Source organism: Pseudomonas fluorescens, assembly GCF_005938625.1.
In the GTDB taxonomy this organism is placed as follows: domain Bacteria; phylum Pseudomonadota; class Gammaproteobacteria; order Pseudomonadales; family Pseudomonadaceae; genus Aquipseudomonas; species Aquipseudomonas fluorescens_BD.
This window is the reverse complement of record NZ_VCNJ01000029.1, coordinates 153,513-179,989: the sequence shown is the minus strand read 5'-3', so window position 1 is coordinate 179,989 and position 26,477 is coordinate 153,513. Positions and strand designations below refer to the sequence as shown.

At 62.2% G+C, this 26,477-nt stretch carries 7 protein-coding genes and 1 pseudogene (1 of these 8 only partly in view); 2 read left to right on the top strand and 6 right to left on the bottom strand.

Features of this window, described 5'->3' with window-relative positions; genetic code table 11:
• The first annotated feature begins 63 nt into the window (after positions 1-63).
• Positions 64-2,499 (top strand): TonB-dependent siderophore receptor, encoded by a 2,436-nt coding sequence (locus tag FGA82_RS18870; RefSeq protein ID WP_141128224.1) that lies wholly within the window; start codon positions 64-66, stop codon positions 2,497-2,499.
• 68 nt (positions 2,500-2,567) lie between these two features.
• Here FGA82_RS18870 and ycaC read toward each other — a convergent pair whose 3' ends face one another.
• The gene (ycaC, locus tag FGA82_RS18865) at positions 2,568-3,200 is read right to left on the bottom strand and encodes an isochorismate family cysteine hydrolase YcaC (protein WP_007915995.1); all 633 of its coding nucleotides are present in this window, start codon (positions 3,198-3,200) and stop codon (positions 2,568-2,570) included.
• Between the two features lie 319 nt (positions 3,201-3,519).
• Here ycaC and FGA82_RS18860 point away from each other — a divergent pair, with 319 nt between their 5' ends.
• Positions 3,520-4,269: a response regulator transcription factor gene (locus tag FGA82_RS18860; RefSeq protein WP_141128223.1), complete on the top strand. Its 750-nt coding sequence runs from the start codon at positions 3,520-3,522 to the stop codon at positions 4,267-4,269.
• Positions 4,270-4,511: 242 nt separating this feature from the next.
• Here the strand turns inward: FGA82_RS18860 and FGA82_RS32945 are convergent.
• From FGA82_RS32945 to FGA82_RS18840, 5 genes and pseudogenes are all read right to left on the bottom strand, one after another.
• Positions 4,512-4,598 (bottom strand): annotated as a pseudogene (locus FGA82_RS32945) (DUF6124 family protein); the annotation flags it as partial.
• Between the two features lie 19 nt (positions 4,599-4,617).
• Positions 4,618-6,576, bottom strand: coding sequence for a MacB family efflux pump subunit (locus tag FGA82_RS18855; protein ID WP_141128222.1), 1,959 nt, complete (start codon positions 6,574-6,576; stop codon positions 4,618-4,620).
• A gap of 2 nt (positions 6,577-6,578) precedes the next feature.
• Positions 6,579-7,727: a macrolide transporter subunit MacA gene (gene macA, locus FGA82_RS18850; RefSeq protein ID WP_141128221.1), complete on the bottom strand. Its 1,149-nt coding sequence runs from the start codon at positions 7,725-7,727 to the stop codon at positions 6,579-6,581.
• Positions 7,728-7,792: 65 nt separating this feature from the next.
• The gene (locus FGA82_RS18845; RefSeq protein ID WP_141128220.1) at positions 7,793-25,639 is read right to left on the bottom strand and encodes a non-ribosomal peptide synthase/polyketide synthase; all 17,847 of its coding nucleotides are present in this window, start codon (positions 25,637-25,639) and stop codon (positions 7,793-7,795) included.
• A protein-coding gene (locus tag FGA82_RS18840; protein ID WP_141128219.1) for a non-ribosomal peptide synthetase crosses the window boundary here: on the bottom strand, positions 25,636-26,477 show its final stretch. It continues 12,175 nt past the right edge of the window; only the last 842 of its 13,017 coding nucleotides appear in the window; its start codon lies off the right edge, out of view — the gene reads right to left on this strand; the stop codon is at positions 25,636-25,638. Before FGA82_RS18840 ends, FGA82_RS18845 begins: the two co-directional genes overlap by 4 nt.

Genomic DNA, 26,477 nt, shown 5'->3' with positions numbered 1-26,477 from the left:
TGTCCGGTTTTCATTTCTCATCCGACCTATCTCCTGACACTTGCACAAAAACAGGAGAATGTTGTGTTCAACACGTGGCCCCGTACCCTTTCCGTCGCCGTTGCGCTGGCAACGCTGACCACTTCAGCGCTGGCGCAAGACCTCACCTTCAACCTGCCGGCCGGCCCTCTGGCCAGCACGCTCAACGCCATTGCCGGCCAGAGCGGGCAAATCATTTCGCTGGAGCCGGCGCTGGTGCAGGGCAAACGCGCGCCGGCGGTCATCGGGCAAATGCCGGCCGAGCAAGCGCTGCAAAAAGCCTTGGCGGGCAGCGGTTTGCAACTACGGGTCACGGGGCAAGGCAACTTCAGTGTCGAACCGGCTATCGACAACAGTGCGGCGCTGCAACTGGAGGCCACCAACATCGTTGAACGCAGCTTCGACGCCACCACCGAAGGCTCGGGCTCTTACGCCGCGCGGGCCGTGACCATCGGCAAAGGCACGCACACGCTGAAGGAAATTCCGCAATCGGTCACGGTGATGACCCGCAAGCAGATGGACGATCAGGACCTCGTCGATCTCAAAGACGCGGTCAACAAGACCACCGGACTGGTCGGCCTGCAGGGCGTCGGCAAAGGCATGATCATTACCTCGCGCGGATTTCAGATCGACGACTGGCAGTACGACGGCGTACCGATCCCGCGCAACACCTACGCGCTGGGCAACTGGGCCACACAGGACCTGATTTTCTTCGATCGCCTGGAAATCCTGCGCGGTGCCTCCGGCCTGCTGCAAGGCACCGGCAGCCCCGGTGGCGCGATCAATCTGGTGCGCAAGCGCGGTCAGAACAAGCCCACCGTAACCATCACCGGCAAGGCCGGTTCGTGGGATCACTACGGCCTGCAACTGGATGCCGGTGGCCCGCTGAACAGCAGCGGCACGGTACGCGGCCGCTTTGTCGCCGACGAAGACCAGAGCCAATCGTTCGTCGACTACGAATGGAGTAAGACCCACTCGCTCTACGGCGCAATGGACTTCGATCTGCGCGACGACACCACCCTCGGCCTGGCCATCAGCAACTCCGATGGCGAGTCCCGCCCGATGATCCGTGGCCTGCCCCGCTACGCCGATGGCAAGCCGCTGAACGTGCCGCGCTCGACCTACGGCGGCGCGCGCTGGAACCATCTGGACATCGACGTCATCACGCTTTACGCCGATCTGGAACACCGTTTCAACGACGACTGGGCGTTCAAGGTCGGCGCGGTGCGCATGGACGAAACCAACAAAGGCAAAAGCCAGCGCCTGCAAACCAGTGGCGACGGAATCAACGCCGACGGCAGCGGCATTCAGTACGCCGATTTCGTCACCGATTTCGACGCGACCAAGCTCGGTCTCGACATGAATGTCACCGGCCACTTCGACGCCTTGTCCATGGCCCATGAAGTGATGCTCGGCGGTAACTACTCGAAATATACCAGCGACGACAAACTCGCCCGAACCTTCAACAACAACACCACCGATACCATTTTCGACATCGATCACGATCGACCGGACATCAGCTACGAAGGGATTCTCAACACAGCGGGCGGCCAAGCCACCCCGAGCAAATACGAGATTCGTCAGAAAGGCTTGTATGGCAGTTGGCGGATCAAGCCGATCGATCCACTGACCCTGGTGCTCGGCTCGCGCGTCAGCTGGTATGACTACAGCTATCAGTACGCGACGCAAAGAGCCTTCAACGCGGCGATCGCGCAGCCGGACAGCACCGTAACGGAAACCGGCGTGGTCACGCCCTACGCCGGCATCGTCTACGACTTGAGCCGTGAGTGGGCGGTGTACGCCAGCTACACCGATGTGTTCGAGCCACAGACCAACCGCGACGCCAGCGGCGCAACACTGAAACCGGTGGTTGGCAGCAACTACGAGGTCGGCCTCAAGGGCGAATTGATGGATGGCCGGGTCAACACCTCGCTGGCGCTGTTCCGCTACGACCAGGAGAACCGCGCCGTCAACGATCTGAAGTCGGGCATGATCTGCGACGGCTGGTATTGTTCCAACGCCGCCGGCAAAGTCCGCAGTCAGGGCATCGAAGCCGAGATCAGCGGCGAAGTGCTGACCAACCTGCAACTGTTCGCTGGCTACACCTACAACACCACCAAATACCTGGATGACCCGGACAACCAAGGCAAAGTCTTCAGCACCTGGACGCCGAAACACATGCTGCGGGTCTGGGGCGATTACCAGTTCAGCGGCGACTGGGAACGCGTAAGCACAGGTTTAGGCTTCACCACCCAGAGCCATACGCTGGGTTATGAACACACCTACGATGTCGGCGGTTATACCGTGTGGAGCGCCCGCCTCGGCTACCAGTTGAGCAAGGAAATCGGCCTGGCGGTGAACGCCAACAACCTGTTCGACAAGCGCTACTACACCGCCGCGTACAACCAGCTCAACGGCAACAACAACTTTGGCGATCCACGCAATGTGATGTTCAGTGTGAAGTACACGCCCGAATTTTGAGGTCGGCGTTAATCGCAAAAACAGAAAGCCTGCTTTTCAGGGCAGGCTTTCGTTTGTATCTCGCAGGCTTACTTCTGCTGAGCGGTCAGCGCCGAGTAGCTGTTCATCAGATTGCGATAGTTGGGGATGCGCTGCGACAGCAAGTTACCCAGTCCTTCGATATCGTTGCGCCAGTCGCGGTGCAGCTCACACGCTACCGAGAACCAGTTCATCATCTGTGCGCCGGCCTGAGTCATGCGGCTCCACGCGGCTTGCTGCACCGTGGTGTTGAAGGTGCCGGACGCATCAGTCACCACAAACACCTCAAACCCTTCCGCCAGCGCCGACAAAGTCGGGAACGCTACGCAGACATCCGTCACCACACCGGCAATGATGATCTGCTTGCGCCCGGTGGCTTTGATTGCCTTCACGAAGTCTTCGTTGTCCCAGGCGTTGATCTGACCTGGACGAGCGATGTACGGAGCATCCGGGAACATCTCTTTCAGCTCTGGCACCAATGGGCCGTTCGGGCCTTGTTCGAAACTGGTGGTGAGGATGGTCGGCAGTTCGAAGAATTTGGCCAGATCGGCCAGGGCCAGCACGTTGTTCTTGAACTCGTTTGGCGAGAAGTCCTGCACCAGAGAAATCAGGCCGGTCTGGTGGTCGACCAGCAGCACGATGGCGTCGTCTTTGTTGAGGCGGTTGTAGGTTGGAGTAGTCATGGCGTGCGTCCCTTTTCAATGTTGGAAGTTGTTGTTGCGTTCAAGTTGTGTACAGGTTACTGACGCATTGAAAAGGGATAAATCGGTTGAAACGCGTTTCACCGTCAACCTGAACAGGACAATTCAGCGACAGGACCCTCAGCGCTTTCACCTCCAAGCCAGCAGAGTCGTGGTTATTAGCTAATAACACCTTCATTAAACCGTCGCTCAAACGTTGTACTAGGATAGGATCCAAGTCTGCCGTATTTCGTCGACCAAGGAGATCGACGACAGTGCGGCAGACGTTTATGACTTAACGCCTCTCAGGGATGACACGCATATGAATTCACACTTGTTCCCCCACATCGGCAAGGTCATCGCCAGCACCGGCAGCCGGCACTTTCCGCGGATGCTGCATGACCTGATCCTGACGCAACTGGCGGTAGACGCCACGCACATCCGGCAGATGCGCGTCGAACCAGTAGGCCGCGCGTCGAACCGCAGCGAGCCGGAGCCGCTGAAAGAGCCGGCCCTGCTCGCCGAAACGGTGTTTTCCGAACACAGTGCGGCGCCCGCCCATCATTTGCAGAACCCGCCAGCCGCCACCAGCGCGGACGCATCGCAACTGCACCTGACCCGGCGCAAGGACGGCTACCGCTACGTGATTTCGGTGTACCGCAACGGCGAGTCGCAGCGCTTCTCCGCGCAGGAACGCAGCCTGTTGCAGGACATCTCCCCGGTGCTGCTGCCGATGGTGGAAAAACACATCAACGCCCTGCAACCGGCCAGCCCTGATCCACAAAGCCCACCCGAGGCCGCCGAAGGCAGCGGCCTGGAAACGTTGCGCCTGCGCTTTGACGAGCGCCTTGAGCAACTGGGACTGAGCCTGTCGAACCGCGAAACCGAAGTGTGCGTCGGCCTGCTCGCCGGTCGCACGGCGCCGGAACTGGCCGAGCAGTTGGCGCTGAAGGTCAACACCGTGGAGAGTTATCTGAAACGGGCGGCGATCAAGCTGGGCATCAGTGGGCGGCATTCGTTGATGCGCTGGATGTATTCGCCGTTGGAGGCGTTGGCGTCGAGTGCGGCGTGATACACCTGGATAGTGAGGGTTTTGGTTTTTTGGGTGTGTCAGTGAGATTCCCCCCCTCACCCCAGCCCTCTCCCCCCAAGGGGGGCGAGGGGGAAAGGGAGCCGATCTCGGTTGGGTTCGAGCCTGAGTTTGACTTGAGAGCCGATCTTTGTGCTGTTCAAAACCTGAGTTCGACTCGGTATCCCACGTCGGTGCAACTCGAAAGAACACTGCGTTCAGTCCCCTCTCCCTCTGGGAGAGGGTTAGGGTGAGGGCAATCCCGCGACGTGCTCCAATGCCTGATTCACCGGCAATTCCCCCAACATCACGACCTGTGCAATGCCCAGCAGGTTTGATGAGGGTCGGCCCTTAATCCCGCGCCAACGCCTCGATCGGATCAAGCCGCGAAGCATTCCGCGCCGGCACAAAGCCAAACACAATGCCGATCAACGTCGAGCACACCACCGCCGTCAGCACCGACGCCAGCGAAAACACCATCTCCCATTCCTTGATAAACACCGAAAACAGATGCCCGATGGCATACGACAGAGAAATCCCGATCGCTCCGCCCAACAAGCAAACCATCACCGCCTCCACCAGAAACTGCTGACGAATATCCGACTGCCGCGCGCCCACCGCCATGCGAATACCAATCTCACGGGTCCGCTCGGTCACCGACACCAGCATGATGTTCATCACCCCGATACCACCGACCACCAAAGAAATCACCGCAATCAGCGACAGCAGCAACGCCAGTGAGCGGCTGGTTTTCTGCACGGTCTGCAAGACGCTGTCGAGGTTGTTAGTGAAGAAATCCTTGGTGCCGTGGCGTTGCAGCAACAGTTGGGTAACGTGCTCTTCCACCACTTTGCTTGGCTGGCCGTCCTTCATGCGCACGCTGATGCTGTCCAGATAACGCTGACCCAACACCCGCCCGGCCGCCGTTTCGTAGGGCACCCAGACGTTGAGGGTCTTGCCCGAGGCAAACAGGCTTTTATCCTGCGCGGCCACGCCGATCACCGTGCACGGCAGGTTGCCGATCAAAATCACCTGACCCAATGGATCAACATCCTGCCCGAACAAACGCTGACGGGTGTTGTGATCGATGACCACCACCTGCGCCTGGCGCCGCGCATCGCTTTCGCTGAACGGGATACCGGCGGCCATCTTGATTCCGCGCACTTTGAAGTACTGATCGCTGACACCGTTGACCTGCGCATCCAGATCGATATTGCGATAGCGCAGCAACAGGCTGCGGCCAATCATCGGCGTGGCGCTGTCGACGTAGTACAACTGATTCAGTGCGGTGACATCGGCCGGTGTCAGGGTTTCGATGGCGGCGGCCCGTTTGTCGCCGTAACTGCTGCCGGGATAGACATCAATGGTATTGCTGCCAATCGCCGCGATGTCCTTGAGCACGTAGTTCTTCGCGCCCTCCCCGACCGCCGAAATCGACACCACCGAAGTGATGCCGATGACGATGCCGAGCATGGTCAGCAAGGTGCGCATGCGATGGGAAATCAACGCCACCCACGCCATGCTGAAGGCCTCTTTGAATAGCCCGAGGCTGGCGACCAAACGCCGCGACGCAGCGGCTTTCGGGGTCACCGGCTCATCGCTGAGCAGGTGCGTGGTGTCGCGTTCGTTGGCGCGATCGCTGAGGATTTCGCCGTCACTGACTTCAATGATGCGCTCGGCGTTGGCCGCGACTTTCGGGTCATGGGTGACCAGAATCACTGTGTGCCCCGCCGCGTGCAGCTCCAGCAGTATGCGCATGACCTCCTTGCCGCTAGCCGTATCGAGAGCGCCGGTCGGTTCGTCGGCGAGGATCACTTCGCCGCCGTTCATCAACGCCCGGGCGATACTCACCCGTTGCTGCTGACCGCCGGAAAGCTGACTCGGCCGATGCGTCAGGTGTCCTTCCAGCCCCAGTCGCGCCAACAATTCACGGGCGCGGGCATGGCGCTGAAGCTGCGGTGTGCCGGCGTAAATCGCCGGCATCTCGACGTTGTGCATCGCGCTCAAATGCGGCAGCAAGTGGTAACGCTGGAAGATGAAGCCGAAGTAGTCGCGGCGCAGCTCGGCCAAGGCCTGATTGTCCAGATCGCGGGTTTCCTGGCCGTTGATCCTGTAGCTGCCGGCGGTGGCGTAATCAAGGCAACCGAGGATGTTCATCAGCGTCGATTTGCCCGAGCCCGAGGCGCCGATGATCGCGACCATTTCTCCGGCATTGATCGTCAGGTTGATGTTTTTCAGCGCGAGAAATTCGCGGTCACCGGCGGTAAAACTGCGGGTGATGCCGGTCAGCTGTAGCAGTGGCTCACTCATGCTCAGGCCCCCGCCACATTCGTCAGCGGATCACCGATGACCACGCGATCACCTTCGGCCAGACCGTCGTTGATCTGCACTTTGACGTTGTTGTTGATCCCGGTCTGCACATTGCGCGACTGCGCGTGGCCCTTGGCGTCGAGCACCCGTACCGGAAAACTGCCATCGGCATTGCGCGGGCCGAGCGCCGCCACCGGCACGGTCAACACAGCCTTCGCGGTGTCGAGGATAATGCGCACCTGCGCGGTCATCGAAATGCGCAAACGATGGTCGGGGTTCGGCACCTCGAACAAAGCGTTGTAGAACACCGCACTGCTTTGCTTCGGTGTACCGGCGGGCGGTGTTTCAAGAAAGTTCTGCGGCGCCGGGTCCGTGCCGCGCAGTTTCGCGTAGTAGCGTTTGTCCTCGCCAAGAATGGTGAAATACACCTCCTGCCCCGGCGCAATGTGAATCACATCGGCTTCGGACACCTGCGCTTTCACCGTCATGGTGTCCAGATCCGCCAGTTTCAGCAGGACCGGCGCCAGTTGACTGGCGATCACCGTTTGCCCTTCCTGTGTCACCACGCCGACCACATCGCCATCGATCGGCGCGACAATCCGCGTGTACGCCAGATTCACCTTGGCGGTGTCGATCTGGATGTGCGCACTTTTGATCTGCGCGTCCAGCGACATCAGATTGGCCTGTTGTACCTGATAGTTCGACTCGGCGTTTTCGAAATCCTGGCGCGAGATCGACGCGTCGTCCTGCAGGTTTTTGTAGCGCTCATAGATTGCCTTGGTTTGCCGGAGCTGGGCTTGCGTGGCGCGCTTTTGCGCTTGGAGGTTTTCCTCATCGACCTGGGCCTGACGCAGGGTGTTCTGCAATACCAGCGGATCGATTTCCGCCAGCCACTGCCCTTTCTTCACCTTGTCGCCGACCTTGACCTTGAGCGACTTCAATTGCCCGGACACTTGCGCGCCGACGTCCACTTGTTTGATGCCTTCAAGCAACCCGGTGGCCAGCACCGCGTTTTCAATATCACTGCGTTCAACCGGCGCGGTCAGGTATTGCGGCGCCTCGGCCGGTGCCTGCACCGCGTAGAACGCCAATCCCGCTACTGCCACTAACGCCAAACCCATACCGACTTTGCGCAACTTCGACTTTTCCATAAATGACCACAAGTCCGTTCAGGGGTGAGCCCGGCTTAACGCCGGGCTCCAATTGAAAACAACATTCACGACAACACTTGGCCGGCCGGCACTTTCAGGCCGTCATGCCACCACGCCGCGAGACTGAAGACGTTAGGCGCCTTGAGAATCGTGAAGTGGTTGCCCGGCCCGTACCACACCGCCAGATCCGCAACCTGCCGTTGCCAACCCTCGACCATCGCCGCTTGCTCGCGCTGATTGCCCCAGGCATCCAGCGTCGGGTCGTCGACCAGCGCCAGCCGCACCGGGCCGGTGTAGGCCAGTTGTGGTTGATAGACCGTGCGCAGCGCCGTGGCGAAGGTGCGGACCGGGCCGTGCATGGCCTGCGCTGACGAACGCGCAGACAACACACCGGCGCGCACCATGCCCTCGTGCAACAGGCGCATTTGCGTGGTGTCGTCAGCCTCGGCGAACACCAGCGGATCGATGCCCAACGACTTGCCGCTGGACAGTTGCAGCGTCTCGATCAAACGCACCAGCGCAGCGGTCGTTGTGTACGGTTTGCCCGCTGTGCCGTTGCCGCCTGGGGATTCGCTGTCGATCAGGGTCAGCGACGCCACCTCCCGCCCAGCCGCCTGCAACAGCGCGGCCATGGCATGCGCGACCCAACCGCCGAACGAATGGCCGATCAGGTGCACCGGGCCTTGCGGATACAACTGCTCAACGGCTTGCAGATAACATCTCGCCGCCGCTTCCACCTGACTGTGCGGCACGCCGCTGCCATCCAGGCCACGCGGTTGCAGGCCGTAGATCGGCCATTCCGGGCCAAGCGCTTCGGTCAAGTGAATGAACCCGGTGACACTGTCGCCCGCCCCCGGCACGCAGAAGATCGGGGCATGCCCGGCGTGCCCGCCCTGGATCGTCAACACGGGTTGATAAGCCTGTGGTTGCGAAGCCTGCGCAGCGGCCATCGCCTGACTCAAGGCCTGGCCGAGTGCCTGGACATCCGGGTTTTTCATCATGCTGCGGTGATCCCCCGGCACATCGATGCAGCGCAGCAAACCTGTACCGACCTTGTTCTCCCAACCACGGGTCGGACTCGGCTGTGCCTGCCCCGGCATCAATCCCTGCGCGCGGAACAAGTGCACCGGCTGGCTGGCCGGGCTGACCCGGTAATGCGCCAGCGCCAGGCCATGAGCGGCCTCACGATCGAAGTAACTCCAGGCCTGCGCCGCCGTCAGTGCGGCCAGTTCCGGGTCGGGCAATTGCTGTTCGCAGCAGCGCTGGAACAGTTCATCGAACGCGATGAGTTCGACTTCAGCCTCCAGCCGCTCGACCTCAGCCAACGCTGGCAGCCCTTCTTCTCCACGCATCTGCGAACGCGCGCGGCAGTGCTCAAGCAATTGACGCTTGTCGCGATGCTCGCCGCTCCAGCGGGTTTTATCCTGACTCGCAGGATGTGGCGCGTAGGTATCGAGCAGGCCGACAAACGCCACCGCCTCATCGAGACCGAGCAATTGCTGCGCGACTTCGTACGCCAGCAAGCCGCCAAACGACCACCCGGCCAGACGATACGGCCCATGCGGCTGCACCGCGCGGATAATCCCGACCATCCGCGTGGCCATGCACTCCAAGGTGCGCAGTTGCGGCTGCCCCAGTGGCACGCCGGGTAAACCGTAAATCGGAAACTGCCCCTCGATGTGCATCCCCAATGCCGGGAAATACACGTCTCGACCGCTGAATTCATGGATCAGGAACAGCGCATTGCCGCCCTCGCCCGGTCGCACCACGACCAGTCCTTCCGGCTGCGCGGGCACGGCATGGCGTTGCCTGAGCAGCGCGGCCAGCGACTCGACACTCGGACGCTGGAACAGCTCTGCCAGCGTCACCTGCTGCCCCGCACGTTGCAGCAGGTTGACCAGACGAATCGCCAGCAACGAATGCCCGCCCAATTCGAAAAAGTTGTCGTGGCGGCCGACCTGCTCGACCTTCAACACCTCGCCCCACACCTGCGCAAGCAAGCTTTCGACTTCGCCTTGCGGTGCTTCGTAGCGGCGGCTGAGCACCGCATCCAGGCCCGGCACCGGCAGCGCCTGCCGGTCGATCTTGCCGTTGGGACTCAACGGCAAAACCTCGAGCGCGACAAACGCGCCTGGCACCATGTACTCGGGCAACTGCTCGAGGATGAATGCGCGCAATGTGTCGATAGCGGGCGCAGCAATGCCCTCGCGCAGAGTGAAATACGCGACCAGACGGTCGTCGCGCATCAGTACCACCACCTCGCGCACCTGCGGGTGCTGGATCAAGCGTGCTTCGATTTCACCGAGTTCCAGACGCAAGCCGTGCAGCTTGACCTGGAAGTCGTTGCGACCGAGGAATTCGAGGTTGCCGTCAGCGCGGTAACGCACCAGATCGCCGGTGCGGTACAAGCGATCTCCCGCCACAAACGGACTTTCGATAAAGCGCTCGGCCTGCATTTGCGGCAGTCCCATATACCCTCGCGCCACGCCGATACCGCCAATGTGCAACTGGCCAATAACGCCCAGCGGCACCGGTTGGTCATGCGCATCGAGCACATACAGGCGCGTGTTGCAGATGGCTTTGCCGATCGGCAATTCAGTGGACGGGACCGGCATGTGCGGTTCCAGTGTCCATGCCGTGCTGTCGACCGTGGCTTCGGTCGGGCCATACACGTTATGCAGGCGCACCCACGGCAGGTGCTGGCGCACAGTAGCGGCCAGCGCCGCGGTGAGCTCGCCGCCACCACAGAAAATATCGCTGAGGCTGGTGCATTCACTGACCTCCTGCAGTTCAACAAACTGCTGCAACAGCGCCGGCACAAACTTGACCACGGTAATCCGTTGCTGACGAATCACTTGCGCCAGATACGCCGGTTCCCGATGGCCGCCGGGCCGTGCCAGCACCAGGCGCACACCGGCCGTCAGCGGCCAGAAGAACTCCCACACCGAACCATCGAAACTGAACGGCGCTTTCTGCAACAGCGCGCCGTCCGCGGTCGGCGGGCAGATCTGCGATCCCCAATGCATCAGATTGCACAAGCCACGGTGTTCGAGCATCACGCCTTTTGGTGTGCCGGTCGAACCCGAGGTGTAGATCATGTAGGCCAGATTCGCAGGGCTCAGGCCGGGCACCTGCAGATTGCTTTGCGACTGCTCATGCCAGGTGCATTGATCAAAGTCGATCAACGCCACCTCACTCTCGACGAACAATGATCGGGTGGCTGTGTGGACCAGCACCGCCACTGGCGCGCAGTCCCTGAGCATAAAGTCGAGGCGCTCCGCCGGGTAAGCCGGATCCAGCGGCACGTAGGCGCCACCGGCCTTGAGAATGCCGAGCAACCCGACCACCAGATCGAGTCCACGCTCGACGCACAGCGCCACTCGCGCATCCGGCCCCACGCCTTGCTCGCGCAGGTGATGCGCGAGACGGTTGGCACGGGCATTCAGCTCGCGATAGGTCAGGCTGTGTTCGCCCGACTGCACAGCGATGGCGTCAGGCTGACGCTGCACCTGCGCTTCGAACAGGCGTTGGATCGGTTGTTCGACCGGGCAATCGACTTGCGTCGCGTTGAAGTCGCCGAGCAGGCGCTGCTGTTCATCCGCCGCAAGCAGATTGACCTGCGCCAACACCGCTTGATCATCGCTGACCAACGCCGTCAGCAAGCGCTGCAAGTAACCGACAAAACGCTGCACGGTCGACTCATCGAACAACGCCGTGGCATAGCGCAGCGCGCCTCGGATGCCTTGCGGGTTTTCCCCCAGGCTCAGCGACAGGTCGAACTTCACAAAGTGATTTTCCCCGGCCAGACCTTCCAGCGTTAGCCCGCCCAACGCCAGGGCGGGCGCGACGCTGCTGTCCCAGCTCACCAGAGTCTGGAACAACGGTGTGTGGGAAAGGCTGCGCAGCGGCCGGGTGATTTCCACCACGTGTTCGAACGGCAGATCCTGATGCGCCTGCGCCGCCAACGTCTGCGCCTTGACCCGTGCCAGCAGCGCTGCACCGGTCAGATCGCCCGAGGTATCGATGCGCAACGCAAGGGTGTTGACGAACATGCCGATCAACCCTTCGATTTCGGCGCGGGTACGGTTGGCCACCGGCGAGCCAATGACCACATCGGACTGCCCGGACAGGCGCGCGAGCAACATTGCCCAAGCGCTCATGAGCACCATGTACGGTGTCACGGCATGACGCTGACACAACGCCTTCAGGCCGGCGCTGGTCTGCGCGTCCAGCACTATCTCAACACTCGCGCCACGATGATCCTGTTGCGCCGGGCGTGGACGGTCGGTCGGCAAGCTCAACAATGCCGGGGCACCGGCCAGGGTCTGCTGCCAGTAATCGCACTGGCGTTGCAACACCTCGCCGCTGAGCCAGCGCCGTTGCCATACCGCGTAGTCGGCGTATTGCAAGGCCAGCGGCGGCAGCGGATCGTCCTCGCCGTGGCTGAACGCCTGATACAGCGCCATCAGTTCGCGGGTCAGCACGCCCATCGACCAGCCGTCGGAGATGATGTGGTGCATCGTCAACAAGAGCACATGGTGCTCATCGGCCAGACACACCAACCGTCCCCGAATCAATGGACCGTCCTGCAAATTGAACGGTCCGCGCGCTTCAGTTTCGACCAAAGCACGCAAGGTCTCCTCGGTCTGCGGCTGTTGTCGCCAGTTTTCCACAATCAGCGGCAAGCCACTGTCGACCGGGGCAATCAGCACCTGCGCTTCGTCGTGTAATTGTGCGAAACGACTGCGCAGGGTTTCGTGACGCGCGACGATCCGCGCCAATGCCCGTTGCAGGGCCACAGCGTCGAGGCGGCCACGCAAATGCAGGCCCAAAGGAATGTTGTAGGCGGTGTTGCCGCCGTCCATCTGCGCGAGGAACCACAAGCGTTGTTGGGCGAAGGACAACGGCAGCGCCTGATCGCGCGGTGCCGGCAGAATCTCCGGCAAGCGGCTGCGTTCGGCCTGACTCAACACCTCCGCGACCGCCGCCAATTCCGGGTTGGCAAACAGATCGGCCAGCGCCAGTTCCACGCCCAATTGCTGGCGTACCTGGGAGAGCATGCGCATGGCCAGCAATGAATGGCCGCCGAGTTCGAAGAAGTTGTCGTGGCGACCGACCTGCCCGACCTGCAACACCTCGGCCCAGACCTCGGCCAGACTGGCTTCCAGTGGATTGGCCGGCGCCTCGTAGACCCGACTGAGCAGCGCCTCCTGGGTCGGTGCCGGCAGTGCCTTGCGGTCGACCTTGCCGTTGTTGTTCAGCGGCAATACCTCGAGTTGCACCCACGCCGTCGGCAGCATGTATTCCGGCAGGCGGGCATGCAATTGCGCGTGCAGTGCGGCGCTGTCCAACAGTCCCGCGTGCGCCGTGTAGTACGCCACCAGACGCGGGGTGTCCTGACCGTCACGGCGCGCCAGCACCACCGCTTCCTTGATGCCCGGGCAATTGAGCAGGCGATTCTCGATTTCTCCCAGCTCGATACGGAAACCGCGAATCTTCACCTGATCATCGTTACGCCCGATGCAGTCGAGTTGCCCCGGCGCCAGCCAGCGCGCGAGGTCGCCGGTGCGATAGAGCAACGCGCCGGGCTTGTCGCTGAACGGATCGCGGAGGAATTTCTCGGCGGTCAGATCCGGCCGGTTCAAGTAACCCAGCGCCACGCCCTGCCCGCCGATATACAGCTCGCCGGTGACGCCCATCGGCACCGGTTGCTGATACGCATCGAGCACGTACACCTGCGTGTTGCCGATCGGCCCGCCAATCGGCACGCTTTCGGCGTTTTCTGCCACTTCGCGCACTTCAAAGGTTGTGGCGTAGGTAGTGGTTTCGGTCGGGCCGTAGCAATGCACGATACGCAGCGCGGGAGCTTCGGCCAACAGTCGACGGAACGCCGCCGGATCACCACGTTCACCACCACACAAGAGGATGCGCAAGCCTTTGAGCGCCTGCGCAATCAGTTGCACGTACTGGTTGAACAGCGCAGTGGTGACGAACAGGATCGTCGCGCCACTGGCACTCAGTTCGCGGCCAAAGGCATTCGGATCGAGCAAGGTTTGATGGTCAATGATCACCACGCGACCGCCATTGAGCAGCGGCCCCCAGATGTCCATGGTGCTCGCATCGAACGCCGGGTTCGAGGCGAAGACCACACGATCCTGCGCATTGAAATCGGCGTAACCGTTATTAAGCACCAAGCGGCCGATGCCCCGGTGCGGCACCATCACCCCTTTCGGTGTGCCGGTGGAACCCGAGGTGTACATGATGTACGCCTGCGTCTGCGACGACTGCACAAGATTCGGGTTGTGTGTCGGCTGGCCGTTGAGGGTCAGCGTGTCGAGGTCGATACGCGGTGCGGCGTAGTCGATGACTTCGCTGCTGAGGGTTAACAGCGCCACCGCCTGACAATCCTCGACCATGAACGCCTGACGCTCGCTCGGCGCATGGATGTCCAGCGGCACATAGGCCGCCGCGCATTTGGCAATCGCCAGTTGCGCGACCAGCAGTTCCAGCGAACGTGGCAGCAGAATCGCCACGTGATCGCCCGGTTGCACGCCCTCTTCGACGATCAGGTGATGGGCCAGACGGTTGGCCTGAGCGTTCAGCTCAAAGTAGCTCAGCGAATGTGCGCCATGCACCGCCGCCACAGCCTTGGGATGTGCGGCGGCCTGCTGTTGGAAAATCCCGTGCACGGTCAGCGTTTGCGGGTAGTCACGCGCGGTGGCGTTGAAGTCGCTGAGCAAGCGCTGGCGCTCATCCGCCGCCAGCAACGGCACGCGTTCCAGCAGCGTTTGGTCACTGGCAATCATTGCTTCGAGCAGGCGCTCGAAGTAACCGATGTAACGCGCAATCGTCGGCGCTTCGAACAGCGCTGTGGCGTAGTTCAGCGTGCCACGAATCACCCCGTTGACCTCACCCAGTGTCAGCGTCAGGTCAAACTTGGCGACCTCGCCCGGGCCGGCAACGCCCTCCAGCGTCAGATCACCCAACGCCAGTTGCGGGCCAACGCTGCTGTCCCAGCTCAGCGTGGTCTGGAACAGCGGGCTATGGGCCAGGCTGCGCACCGGCCGGGTGATTTCCACCACCTGCTCGAACGGCAGATCCTGGTGCGCCTGCGCCTCAAGCGTCCGCGCCTTGACCCGTGCCAGCAGCGCTTCGACGCTCGGTGCGCCCGAGGTGTCGATGCGCACGGCGAGCGTATTGACAAACATGCCGATCAGGCCTTCGACTTCAGCGCGGTTGCGGTTGGCCACCGGCGAGCCGATCACGACATCGGACTGCCCGGACAGGCGACTCATCAGCATCGCCCAGGCGCTCATCAGGGTCATGAACAGGGTCGCGCCGTGACGCTGGCTCAGCGCTTTGAGGCCAGTACTCAGGCGCTCGTCCAGCAGCACTTCGACGTGGCTGCCGACATAGTCCGGTTGTGCCGGTCGCGGGCGATCGGTGGGCAGCGTCAACAAGGCCGGCGCGCCGTCGAGAGTCTGCTGCCAGTAGTCGCTCTGCCGCTGCAGCACTTCACCGCTGAGCCACTGACGCTGCCACACCGCGTAGTCGCCATATTGCAGGGTCAGTGGCGGCAGCGGATCAGGCTGACCGTGGCTGAACGCTCGATACAACGCCATCAACTCAGCGGTCAGCACGCCCATCGACCAGCCGTCGGCGACGATGTGATGCACTGTCAACAGCAACACATGGTGATCGTCGGCCAGGCGCACCAACCGCCCGCGAATCAACGGATCGTTGTGCAGATCAAACGCTGTCGAGGCTTCCTGCACCATCAATTCCTGCACGGAGTGCTCAGCTTGCAAGTCTTCGCGCAGGTCTTCCACGCGCAAGAGCAAACCGCTGTCGACCGGGGCAATCGACACCTGCGCGCTCTCGTCGAGGCTGATGAAACGGCTACGCAGGGTTTCATGGCGGGCAACGATCCGTGCCAGTGCCGCTTGCAGGGCGTCGACGTCGAGGTGGCCGCGCAGGCGCAGGCCGAGAGGAATGTTGTACGCCGAGTTGCCACCCGTCATCTGCGCCAGGAACCACAGGCGCTGTTGGGCGAAGGACATTGGCAACGCTTGATCACGCGGCACCGGCACAATGTCCGGTAGCACACTGCGCCCGGCGCGATTCAATACTTCGGCGACTGCGCTCAATTGCGCGTCGGCAAACAGATCACTCAGCGCCAGTTCCACCCCGAGGCGCTGACGGATCAGCGAGACCATGCGCATCGCCAACAGCGAATGACCGCCGAGCTCAAAGAAGTGATCGTGACGACCGACCTGCCCGACTTGCAGCACGTCGGCCCAGATCTGTGCCAGTGCGGTTTCCAGTTGGCCTTGCGGCGCCACGTATTCGCGAGTCGGCAGCGCGGCCAGATCCGGTTTCGGCAACGCCTTGCGGTCGACCTTGCCATTGGCGGTCAGCGGTAAAGCCTCGAGCCGGACAAACGCGGCGGGCACCATGTAATCCGGCAACTGCATGAGCAGCTGCGCGCGCAATTCAGCCACCGCCAGTGGCTCGGCCCCCGCCCGTTCGGTGAAATACGCCACCAGTTGCGGTTGACCGGGTTGGTCCTCACGGGCCAGCAGCACCGCTTCGTTGATACCGGGGAGCTGATTGAGCCGGGTTTCGATTTCACCCAACTCAATGCGCATGCCACGGATTTTTACCTGGTCGTCGTTACGCCCCAGATAGTCGAGCGAGCCGTCTTCGCGCCAGCGGGCAAGGTCACCGGTGCGGTACATGCGCGCATTCGGCGTGCGGCTGAACGGATCGTGCAGGAAGCGTTCGGCAGTCAGATCGGCGCGGTTCAGATAACCCCGAGCCACCCCCGCCCCGCCTACGTACAACTCGCCCATGACGTCCATTGGCACCGGACGTTGCTGCTCGTCGAGCAAGTAAATAAAGGCGTTAGCCACTGGTTTGCCGATGTGCAATGCCGCGCCGACTTCAATGCGGCCCGAAGTGGCAACCACGGTGGCCTCGGTAGGGCCGTAGTTGTTGATCACGGCGAAGCGCTGGTCGAGGTTGAACTGACGCAAGCGGTCGCCACCGATCAACAGGGTGCGCAAAGTCGGATGGTCGAGGTTCTGGCTGAATGCGTATTCGGCAATCGGCGTCGGCAGGAAGCTCACATCCAGTGGTTGCCCGCGCCACCAATCGAGCAGCGCGTCGATGTCTTCACTGCCTTCGTGCACCGGCGCCAAGTGCAAGGTCGCGCCCACACACAGCGCCGGCCAGACTTCCCACGCCATCGCATCGAAGCCAAACCCGGCGAGGCTTGAGGTGTGGCTGTCAGCGCGCAGATCGAACGCTTCGCAGTGCCAGTCGACCAGGTTGGACAGCGTCTGATGCTCGACCATGACCCCTTTGGGCAGACCGGTCGAACCCGAGGTGTAGATCACGTACGCCAGATGCACAGCGCTCAGGCCCGGCACCGCAGGGTTGTGCTGCGCCTGCGCTGGCCATGCGCACAGGTCGACATCGATCACTGGCACGGTCAGCAGTGGCAGTCTCTCGTGCAGATCGCTTTGCGTGAGTACTGCGACTGGCGCGCTGTCGCTCAACAAATAGCTGATCCGCTCGACGGGATGCGCCGGATCGATCGGCACATAACCGGCGCCAGCCTTGAGAATAGCCACCAGACCGACCAGCGTATCCAGACCGCGACGGGCGACGATGGCCACCCGATCATCGGGTTTCACACCCAATTCAATCAAGTGATGCGCCAACGCATTGGCCTGGCGATTGAGCTGCAAGTAAGTCAGTGGCTGCCCGGCAAACACCGCTGCCACGGCTTGCGGACGCTCGGCGACCTGCGCTTCGAAGCGCTGTGCAATCGTCAGCCCGCGCGGGTAGTCAGCCGCGGTCGCGTTGAAGCTCGCCAGCAACTGTTCATGCTCGTGCACCGGCAGGATCGACAACCGATCAAAACCCACATGCGGCGTGTGCTCCAGCGCATCAAGCAACACGCTCAACGCAGCTTGCATGTACCCGCAGATTCGCTGTGCATCAATCCCCGCCCCGGCCAATACCTTCAGGCTGAAGTCTTCGCCAAGATCATCAACGCTGAGGGTCAGGCGATAGTTGGTGTGTTCCTCGGCCTCAAGCAATTGCATGCCGTGCCATGCCGCTTGCACCTCTGCGGATATCGGCCCGATCGGGGTGCTGTGACGATAATTGAGCAATGTGCTGAACAGCGGCGTGCCCGCCGGCATCGCGCTGCATTGCTGCACCTGCGCCAGTTGCGCATGTTCGTGAGCGAGCAACTGACTCAAGCGTTCATGAGTCGCCAGTGCGGCGCCTTTGACGCTGTGTGCATTGAGTTCGATGCACAGCGGCAAGGTGTTGATGAACACACCCAGCGCGCGCTCCGAGCCTTCACCGCCCTGCAATCTGCCGAGTAAAACCGTGCCGAACACTACGGCGTCGCGCCCGGACAATTGCCCCAGCACCTGCGCCCAGGCGAGGTGCATCAGGCTGGCGGCGCTGACACCCAAGCGCCGTGCCTGTTGCCGCACGCTGTGACTGAGTGTGTTTTCCAGCGTCAACCGGGCTTCTTGCGCGGGACCGTCATGGGCCAGATTCTGACCGTAGGGCAAGGTCGGTTCATCGATCGCGCCGAGCATTTCGCGGAAGAAGCTTTGGTGCTCTTGCTCACTCAGACCGGCCTGGGTGTGCGCCACGTAATTGCGATACGGCACCGGCTCGCTCAAGTGAGCGGCGTTGCCCAGCAGAAACGCCTGCATCTCATGTTGCAACACCTCAAGCGCCACGTGATCCATGACCAAATGATGGAACAGCAACAACGCCACCACCCGTTGATTGGTGGCATCGCGGCTGTACACCACGCGCATCAGCGGCGCCTCGGTGACGGGCATGCGGTAGTTGTCGATGGTGAAGCGGTCACGCAACAGGCTCAGCGCATCGCCCGCTTCGTTGTCCAACTCCAAGGCCTCACAGCTCAGCGAAGCCTGACGCCAGACCACTTGCACCGGCTCTTCAAGGCCTTCCCAGAACAGCGAAGTACGCAGAATGTCATGCCGTTCAATCACCCGTTGCAGGGCGACAGTAAAGGCCTGCAAACGCTGTTCGTCAGCGAAGGCAAACTGCGCCTGCAACACGTACGGATCGCCCTGCGCGGCCGACAGATGATGGAACAGGATGCCGGTCTGCAAAGGCGCCAGCGGATAGATGTCCTGCACGTTGCGCGCACCGCCGGGGACACTCGCAACGATGCGGTCAATCGTCGCTTGATCCAGCGCCACCAGTGGCAGCAGTTCGGGCGTGATGCGCGTGCAATCGGCCGGAACAAGATTGGCCGGCACCGCTGCCTCAGGCTCTCCGCCCACCGCCGCTGCCAATGCGGCCAGCGTCGGTTGGCCGAACAGCACGCGAATATCCACCGACAGTCCGGCCCGGCGCATGCGCGCGACCAGATTGACCGCCAGCAGCGAGTGGCCGCCCAGCTCGAAGAAATGATCAAAGCGCCCGACCCGCTCGACCTTCAGCAACTCGGCCCAGATACCGGCAATCACGGTTTCGACTTCACCGATCGGGGCTTCATACTCGCGGGTCAGCAATGCCGACTGGTCAGGAGCCGGCAAGGCTTGGCGATCCAGTTTGCCGTTGGGGCTCAGCGGCAAGGCCTGCAAATGCACAAACACGGCAGGCACCATGTAATCCGGCAGATGCGTGAGCAATTGGCTGCGCAGTTGATCTGTTTCCATTAGCTCGCCGCTGTAATACGCCACCAGCCGCTGATCGCCCGGCACGTCTTCACGGGCCAGCACCGCCGCTTCACGCACGCCGTCGATGTGCGCCAGATGCGCTTGAATCTCGCCCAGTTCAATGCGCAAACCACGGATCTTGACCTGATCGTCATTGCGCCCCAGATACTCGATGTTGCCATCGGCCAGATACCGTGCGACGTCGCCGGTGCGGTACAAACGCGCGCCAGGCTGATCACTGAACGGATCGTCGAGGAAGCGCTCGGCCGTCAGCTCAGGCCGATTCAGATAACCCTGCGCCACCTGCACGCCGCCCAGGTACATCTCGCCGACCACACCCAATGGAGCCGGTTGTTGGTGAGCGTCGAGGATATACACGCGGGTGTTGCACAGTGGTTTGCCAATCGGCGGCGCGCCTTGCGGTACCGGCGAATGAGCCTCCAGCGTCCACACGGTGCTGTCGACGGTGGCTTCGGTCGGGCCATAAACGTTGTGCAGGCGCACCTGCGGCAGACGCTCGCGGACGCTGCGCACCAACGCGGCGGTCAGCTCACCGCCACCACAGAACACATCGCTCAGGCTGCTGCACTCAACGACTTCTTCCACCTCAAGGAATTGTTGCAACAACGCCGGTACGAACTGGATGACATTGACCTGTTGCTCACGAATCAGTTGCACCAGCGCGGCTGGATCGCGGTGGTCATCCGGGCCGGCGAGAACCAGGCGCATGCCGCAGCTCAACGGCCAGAACAGCTCCCACACCGAGGCGTCGAAACTGAACGGGGTTTTCTGCAGCAGCGCGGCGCCGGTAGAAAGCGGGCACAGCCCGGCGCTCCAGTGCAGCAGATTGCCCAGGTTACGGTGCTCGACCATTACGCCTTTCGGCGTGCCGGTGGAGCCGGAGGTATAAATCACATAGGCCAGATTCGCCGCGCTCAAGTCCGGCACCTGCGGATTGCTCTGCGCAAGGTCTTGCCAGGTGCACTGGTCGAAATCGACCCGCACGCCCGCCCACTCGCCGATCAGCGCACGCGTCGGCGCATGCACCAGCACCGTCACGGGCGCGCTGTCCTCAAGCATGTAGGCCAGACGTTCGGCGGGATAACCCGGGTCGAGCGGCACATAAGCGCCGCCGGCCTTGAGAATCGCCAGCAGACCGACCAACAACTCCGGCCCACGCTCGACGCAAATCGCCACCCGCGAATCGCGATCGACACCGCACTGGCGCAAGTGATGAGCGAGTTGGTTGGCATGGTGGTTCAACTCGGCGTAGCTCAAACGCAGCTCACCGGCCACCACGGCATCAGCGTCAGGCGTGCGCAACACCTGCGCCTCGAAGCGACCATGAACGGTCTGCTCGAGATCGTGGGCGACGGCGGTTGCGTTCAGATCGAACAGCAGATGCTGACGCTCGTCATCTGCCAACAGCGCCACCTGCTCCAGTACCGCTTGATCGTTGTTGACCATTACCTGCAACAGTCGCTGGAAGTAACCGACATAACGCTCAATGGTCGATTCGTCGAACAGGGCAACGGCGTACTCCAGCACACCGCGAATCCCGCCCGGCGCGTCTGCCAGCGTCAGCGACAAATCGAATTTGGCAAAGTGGCTCGGCTCGGCGACGCTTTCCAGCGTCAGCTCGCCCAGGCTCAGGCTGGCGCCGTGGCCGCTGTCCCAACTGAACATCGCTTGAAACAACGGACTGTGCGCCATGCTGCGCAGCGGCCGGGTGATTTCCACCACTTGCTCGAACGGCAAATCCTGATGCGCCTGCGCTTGCAGCGTGCGCGCCTTGACCCTTGCCAGCAGCGCTTCAGTGCTCAACTCACCAGAGGTATCGATGCGCAGGGCCAGCGTGTTGACGAACATGCCGATCAAGCCTTCGATCTCGGCACGGGTACGGTTAGCCACCGGTGAACCGATGACCACTTCCGATTGCCCGGACAAACGACTCAACAGGCTCGCCCAGGCACTGAGCATGAGCATGTACATCGTCACGCCATGTCGCTGAGCCAAGGCTTTGAGTGCGGCGCTCAAGCGTTCGTCGAGCACCACATCGACGGTGTTGCCGGCGTAATCCTGCTGTGCCGGGCGCACGCGGTCAGTCGGCAGGGTCAGTAGCGCTGGCGCACCGGCCAAGGTCTGTTGCCAGTATTCACTTTGGCGCTGCAACACCTCACCACTGAGCCAGCGTCGCTGCCACACCGCGTAGTCGCTGTATTGCAACGCCAGGGGCGGCAGCGGATCCGGCTGACCGAGGCTGAACGCCTGATACAACGCCATCAGTTCACGGGTCAGAACCCCCATCGACCAGCCATCGGAGATGATGTGGTGCAAGGTCAGCAACAGCACGTGATGATCGTCGGCGAGGCGCACCAACCGACCGCGAATCAGTGCATCGTCCTGCAAATCGAACGGCCCCGAGGCTTCGCCCTGAATCAGCGCCGCTAAGGTTTCGTCGGGTTGCGGGTGCTGGCGCAAATCTTCAACGCGCAACAGTAGACCGCTGTCGACCGGGGCGATCAGCACTTGCGCCTCGTCATTGAACTGGGCAAAACGGCTGCGCAGGGTTTCATGCCGCGCGACGATGCACGCCAAGGCTTGTTGCAGGGCCGGTTCATTCAACTGCCCACGCAGGCGCAGGCCGATGGGAATGTTGTACGCGGTATTGGCGCCTTCCATTTGTGCGAGAAACCACAAGCGCTGCTGAGCGAACGACAACGGCAAGGCGCCGTCACGGGCCACCGCAACTATTTCCGGTTGCGTGCTGCGCCCGGCCTGCGCCACCGCCTCGGCAACCGCTGCCAGTTCGGCATTGGCAAACAGATCGCCCAGTGCCAGCTCCACGCCAAGGCGCTGGCGAACCTGGGACACCATGCGCATGGCCAACAGCGAATGGCCGCCGAGCTCGAAGAAGTGATCCTGACGCCCTACTCGCTCGACCTGCAGCACCTGTGCCCAGATCTGCGCCAAGGCGCTTTCCAGTTCGTTGTGCGGTGCCTCGTATTCGCGGGTGAACAGCGCCGCACGCTCAGGTTTTGGCAGGGCCTTGCGGTCGACCTTGCCGTTGGCGGTCAACGGCAGTGCGTCGAGTTTGACGAAGGCCACCGGCACCATGTACTCCGGCAACTGAGTCAACAGGTGCGCGCGCAACTCGGCCACGGCCAGCGGTTCGACCTGACTCTGCTCGGTGAAATACGCCACCAGGCGCGGCTGGCCGGGTTCATCTTCGCGCGCCAGCAACACGGCTTCCTGAATGCCGGGCAACTGATTGAGGCGAGTTTCGATTTCGCCGAGCTCGATGCGCACGCCGCGGATTTTCACCTGATCGTCGTTACGCCCCAGGTACTCGATCGTGCCGTCCGCACGCCAGCGTGCGAGATCGCCGGTGCGATACATGCGCGCATTCGGCAAGGCGCTGAACGGGTCGTGGAGGAAGCGTTCGGCGCTCAGGTCGGCACGGTTCAAATAGCCGCGAGCGACCCCGGCGCCGCCAACGTACAACTCGCCCATGACACCAATCGGCACCGGCCGCTGCTGTTCATCGAGCAGGTACACCGTGGCGTTGGCCACCGGTTTACCGATGTGCAAGGCGTCGCCCGCCTCGATGCGGCCAGAGGTGCCGACCACGGTGGCTTCGGTCGGGCCGTAGTTGTTGATCACATCGAATTGCTGGTTGCGGCTGAACTGGCGCAAGCGGTCGCCACCGATCAGCAGCGTGCGCAGCGTCGGGTGTTCAAGGTTCTGGCTGAACGCGTATTCGGCGACCGGTGTCGGCAGGAAACTCACGTCCAGTGGCTGCGCGCGCCACCAGTCGAGCAGCGCATCGATGTCCTCGCTGCCCTCGTGCGTCGGTGCCAGATGCAGGGTCGCGCCGGCACACAACGCTGGCCAGACTTCCCAGGCCATGGCGTCGAAACCGAACCCGGCAAGGCTGGAGGTGTGGCGACCGGCGCACAGATCAAACGCGGAGCAATGCCAGTCGACCAGATTCGACAAGGTGCGGTGTTCGACCATCACCCCTTTGGGCAGGCCGGTGGAACCGGAGGTGTAGATCACGTAGGCCAGATGTGCGGCGGTCAGGCCCGGCACCTGCGGATCAGAGGTTTCGCTGAGCGGCCAGGTCAGCGGGTCGAGATCGATCACCGGCACCGCCAGCGCCGGCAAGCGCCCACACAGATTGTTTTGGGTCAGCACGGCGACGGGGCCGCTGTCGCTGAGCAAGTAATGCAGACGCTCGGCCGGGTGCGCCGGGTCAACCGGCACATAACCGGCGCCCGCCTTGAGAATCGCCACTAGCCCGACCAGCGTATCGAGGCCACGACGGGCGACGATGGCGACGCGATCATCGGGCTTGACCCCCAGTGCGATCAGATGATGGGCCAAGGCATTGGCATGCCGGTTGAGCTCGGCATAACTCAGTTGCTCACCGAGGTATTGCGCGGCCACGGCTTCGGGCCGCTGCGCCACTTGCGCCTCGAAACGTTGGGCGATGGTCAACGTCGCCGGGTAGTCGGCTTGAGTGGCATTGAATGCCAACAGCACCTGCTCGCGCTCGGCCGCCGGCAGAATCGGCAACTGGTTGATTGCGGTATCGGGCGCCTGCTCCAGCGCCAACACCAGACTTTCCAGGGCGCAATGCAGGTAAGCGCAGATGCGTTGTGGATCGACCTCGGTGGTCGCCAGCAAGGTCAGGCTGAAGGCATCGCCGAAATCATCGACGCTCAGGGTTAGCGGATAATTGGTGCGTTCTTCGGAACTGATCGTGCTGATGCCTTCCCAGGCGGCAAGCGTCTCGGCGCTGGCCGTTGCCGCCGTGTGGCTGTGCCGGTAATTGAGCAAGGCACTGAACAACGGCGTCGGCGCGACCACGCCACTGCAACGCTGGGCCAATGCCAGCGGCGCGTGCTCGTGGCGCATCAGCGTGGTCAGGCGTTTGTGCGTCGCCTCCACCGCCGCACGCACGCCCTGCGCATCGACATCGACCCGCAGCGGCAAGGTGTTGATGAAAATCCCCAGCGCCCGTTCGGTGGCTTCGGCGCCTTGCATACGGCCCATCAGCACCGTACCGAACACGACGTTTTGTTTACCGGTGAGCACCGCCAGTACCTGCGCCCAGCCCAGATGAAACAGGCTCGCGGCACTCACGCCGAGCTGCCGCGCCTGCGCCCGCAGACGCTGGCCGAGCAACGGGTTGATCGGCAGGCTCAGCTCGGTGATGCCGAGGCCGTCACCCTGCACATCCTGCAACCCGTAGGGCAGCGTCGGCTCGGCAATGTCAGCGAGCATCTCGCGGAAAAAAACCTCGTGTTCGGCTTCGCTGATGCCCAGCCGCGCTTGCGCGACGTAATTGCGAAACGGCACCGGGCGCCCGAGCGATTGATCGTCGCCGGTGAGGCAGGCGAGCAGTTCGTGACGCACCACGTCGAGCGCCGAGTGGTCCAGGGCCATGTGATGGAACAACAACGTCGCGACCACGCGCTGAGCGTCCTCGTCCCACGCGTAGGCCAGACGCATCATCGGCGCACACCGCACGTCGAGACGGAAATGCCGTGCATCGAAACGTTCGTGCACTTGCTGCAGCGCATCACTTTCGCCGTCTGCCAGCACGACCTCTTCCATCGGCAACTGTGCCTGACGCCAGACCACTTGCAGCGGCACGTCCAGCCCCTCCCAATGCACCGCTGTGCGCAGGATATCGTGGCGATCAATAACCTTTTGCAACGCCTGGGCGAAATCCTGCAGACGCTCACGGCTGTTGAACGCAAAGTACGATTGCATGACGTAGGGATCGCCCTGCTCGTTGCTCGCGTGGTGATAGAGAATGCCTTCCTGCAACGGCGCCAGTGGGTAGATGTCCTGCACATTGGCGGCGCCGCCCGGTACCTCGGCGAGCAAGCGATCAAGGGTCGCCTGATCCACTTCAGCCAGGGTCACCATCGCTGGCGTGATGTACGTGCTGCCGGGGAGAATGCCGTTAGCCGGAACGTCGATCTGGCCGACACGGGTGGCTGAGTATTGGCCGGCCTTGATCAGTTCGATCAGCGCTGGTTTGTGCTCGCGCAACGCGGCCAGCAGCGCCGGGTCGCTCAACGCCTGTTTGTTGCCATTGACGCGCAATTGCTCATCGGTCACCGCCAACTGAATGTCTTTTGCCTTCAGGGTTGCCAATAGTTCGAGCACATTCACAGGACGATCTCCATTCTTTCCGTAATTGCGGCGTAGCCGGCCAGGGTCGGTTGTTCGAACAACGCCCTGACATCGGCTTCCATGCCTTCCTGACGTAACCGGCCGATCAGACTGACCGCCAGTAATGAGTGACCACCCAGTTCAAAGAAGTGGTCGTGGCGCCCTACTCGCTCGACGTTGAGCAACTCGGCCCAGAGCCGTGCGAGGGTGATTTCGACGTCGCCGACCGGCGCTTCGTATTCGCGTGTTTTCAGCGCTTGCTGATCCGGCGCCGGCAGCGCCTTGCGGTCGAGCTTGCCGTTGGGGCTCAGCGGTAAAGCATCGAGATGCACGAACACGGCGGGCACCATGTAGTCCGGCAAGTGCTCGAGCAAATGACCGCGCAGCAGGTCGATTTCCAAACGCTGACCGGTGTAATACGCGACCAGACGCTTGTCGCCCGGCACGTCTTCACGGGCCACCACCACGGCTTCCTGCACCCCTTCGATCTGGGCCAGGCGTGCCTGAATTTCGCCCAGCTCAATACGCAGACCGCGGATCTTCACCTGATCATCGTTACGCCCCAGGTATTCGATGTTGCCGTCCGGTCGATACCGCGCGACGTCGCCGGTGCGGTACATGCGCCCGTGCGGATGAAACGGATCCTTGAGGAAGCGTTCTGCCGTCAGTTGCGGCCGGTTCAGATAACCGCGCGCCACCTGCACACCAGCGATATACAGTTCGCCGACCACGCCTTGCGGCACCGGCTGCTGTTGCGCATCGAGGATATACATGCGGGTGTTGGCGATCGGTTTGCCGATCGGTGTGTTGTCCGGGGTCTGCTCGATGGACCCGGCGC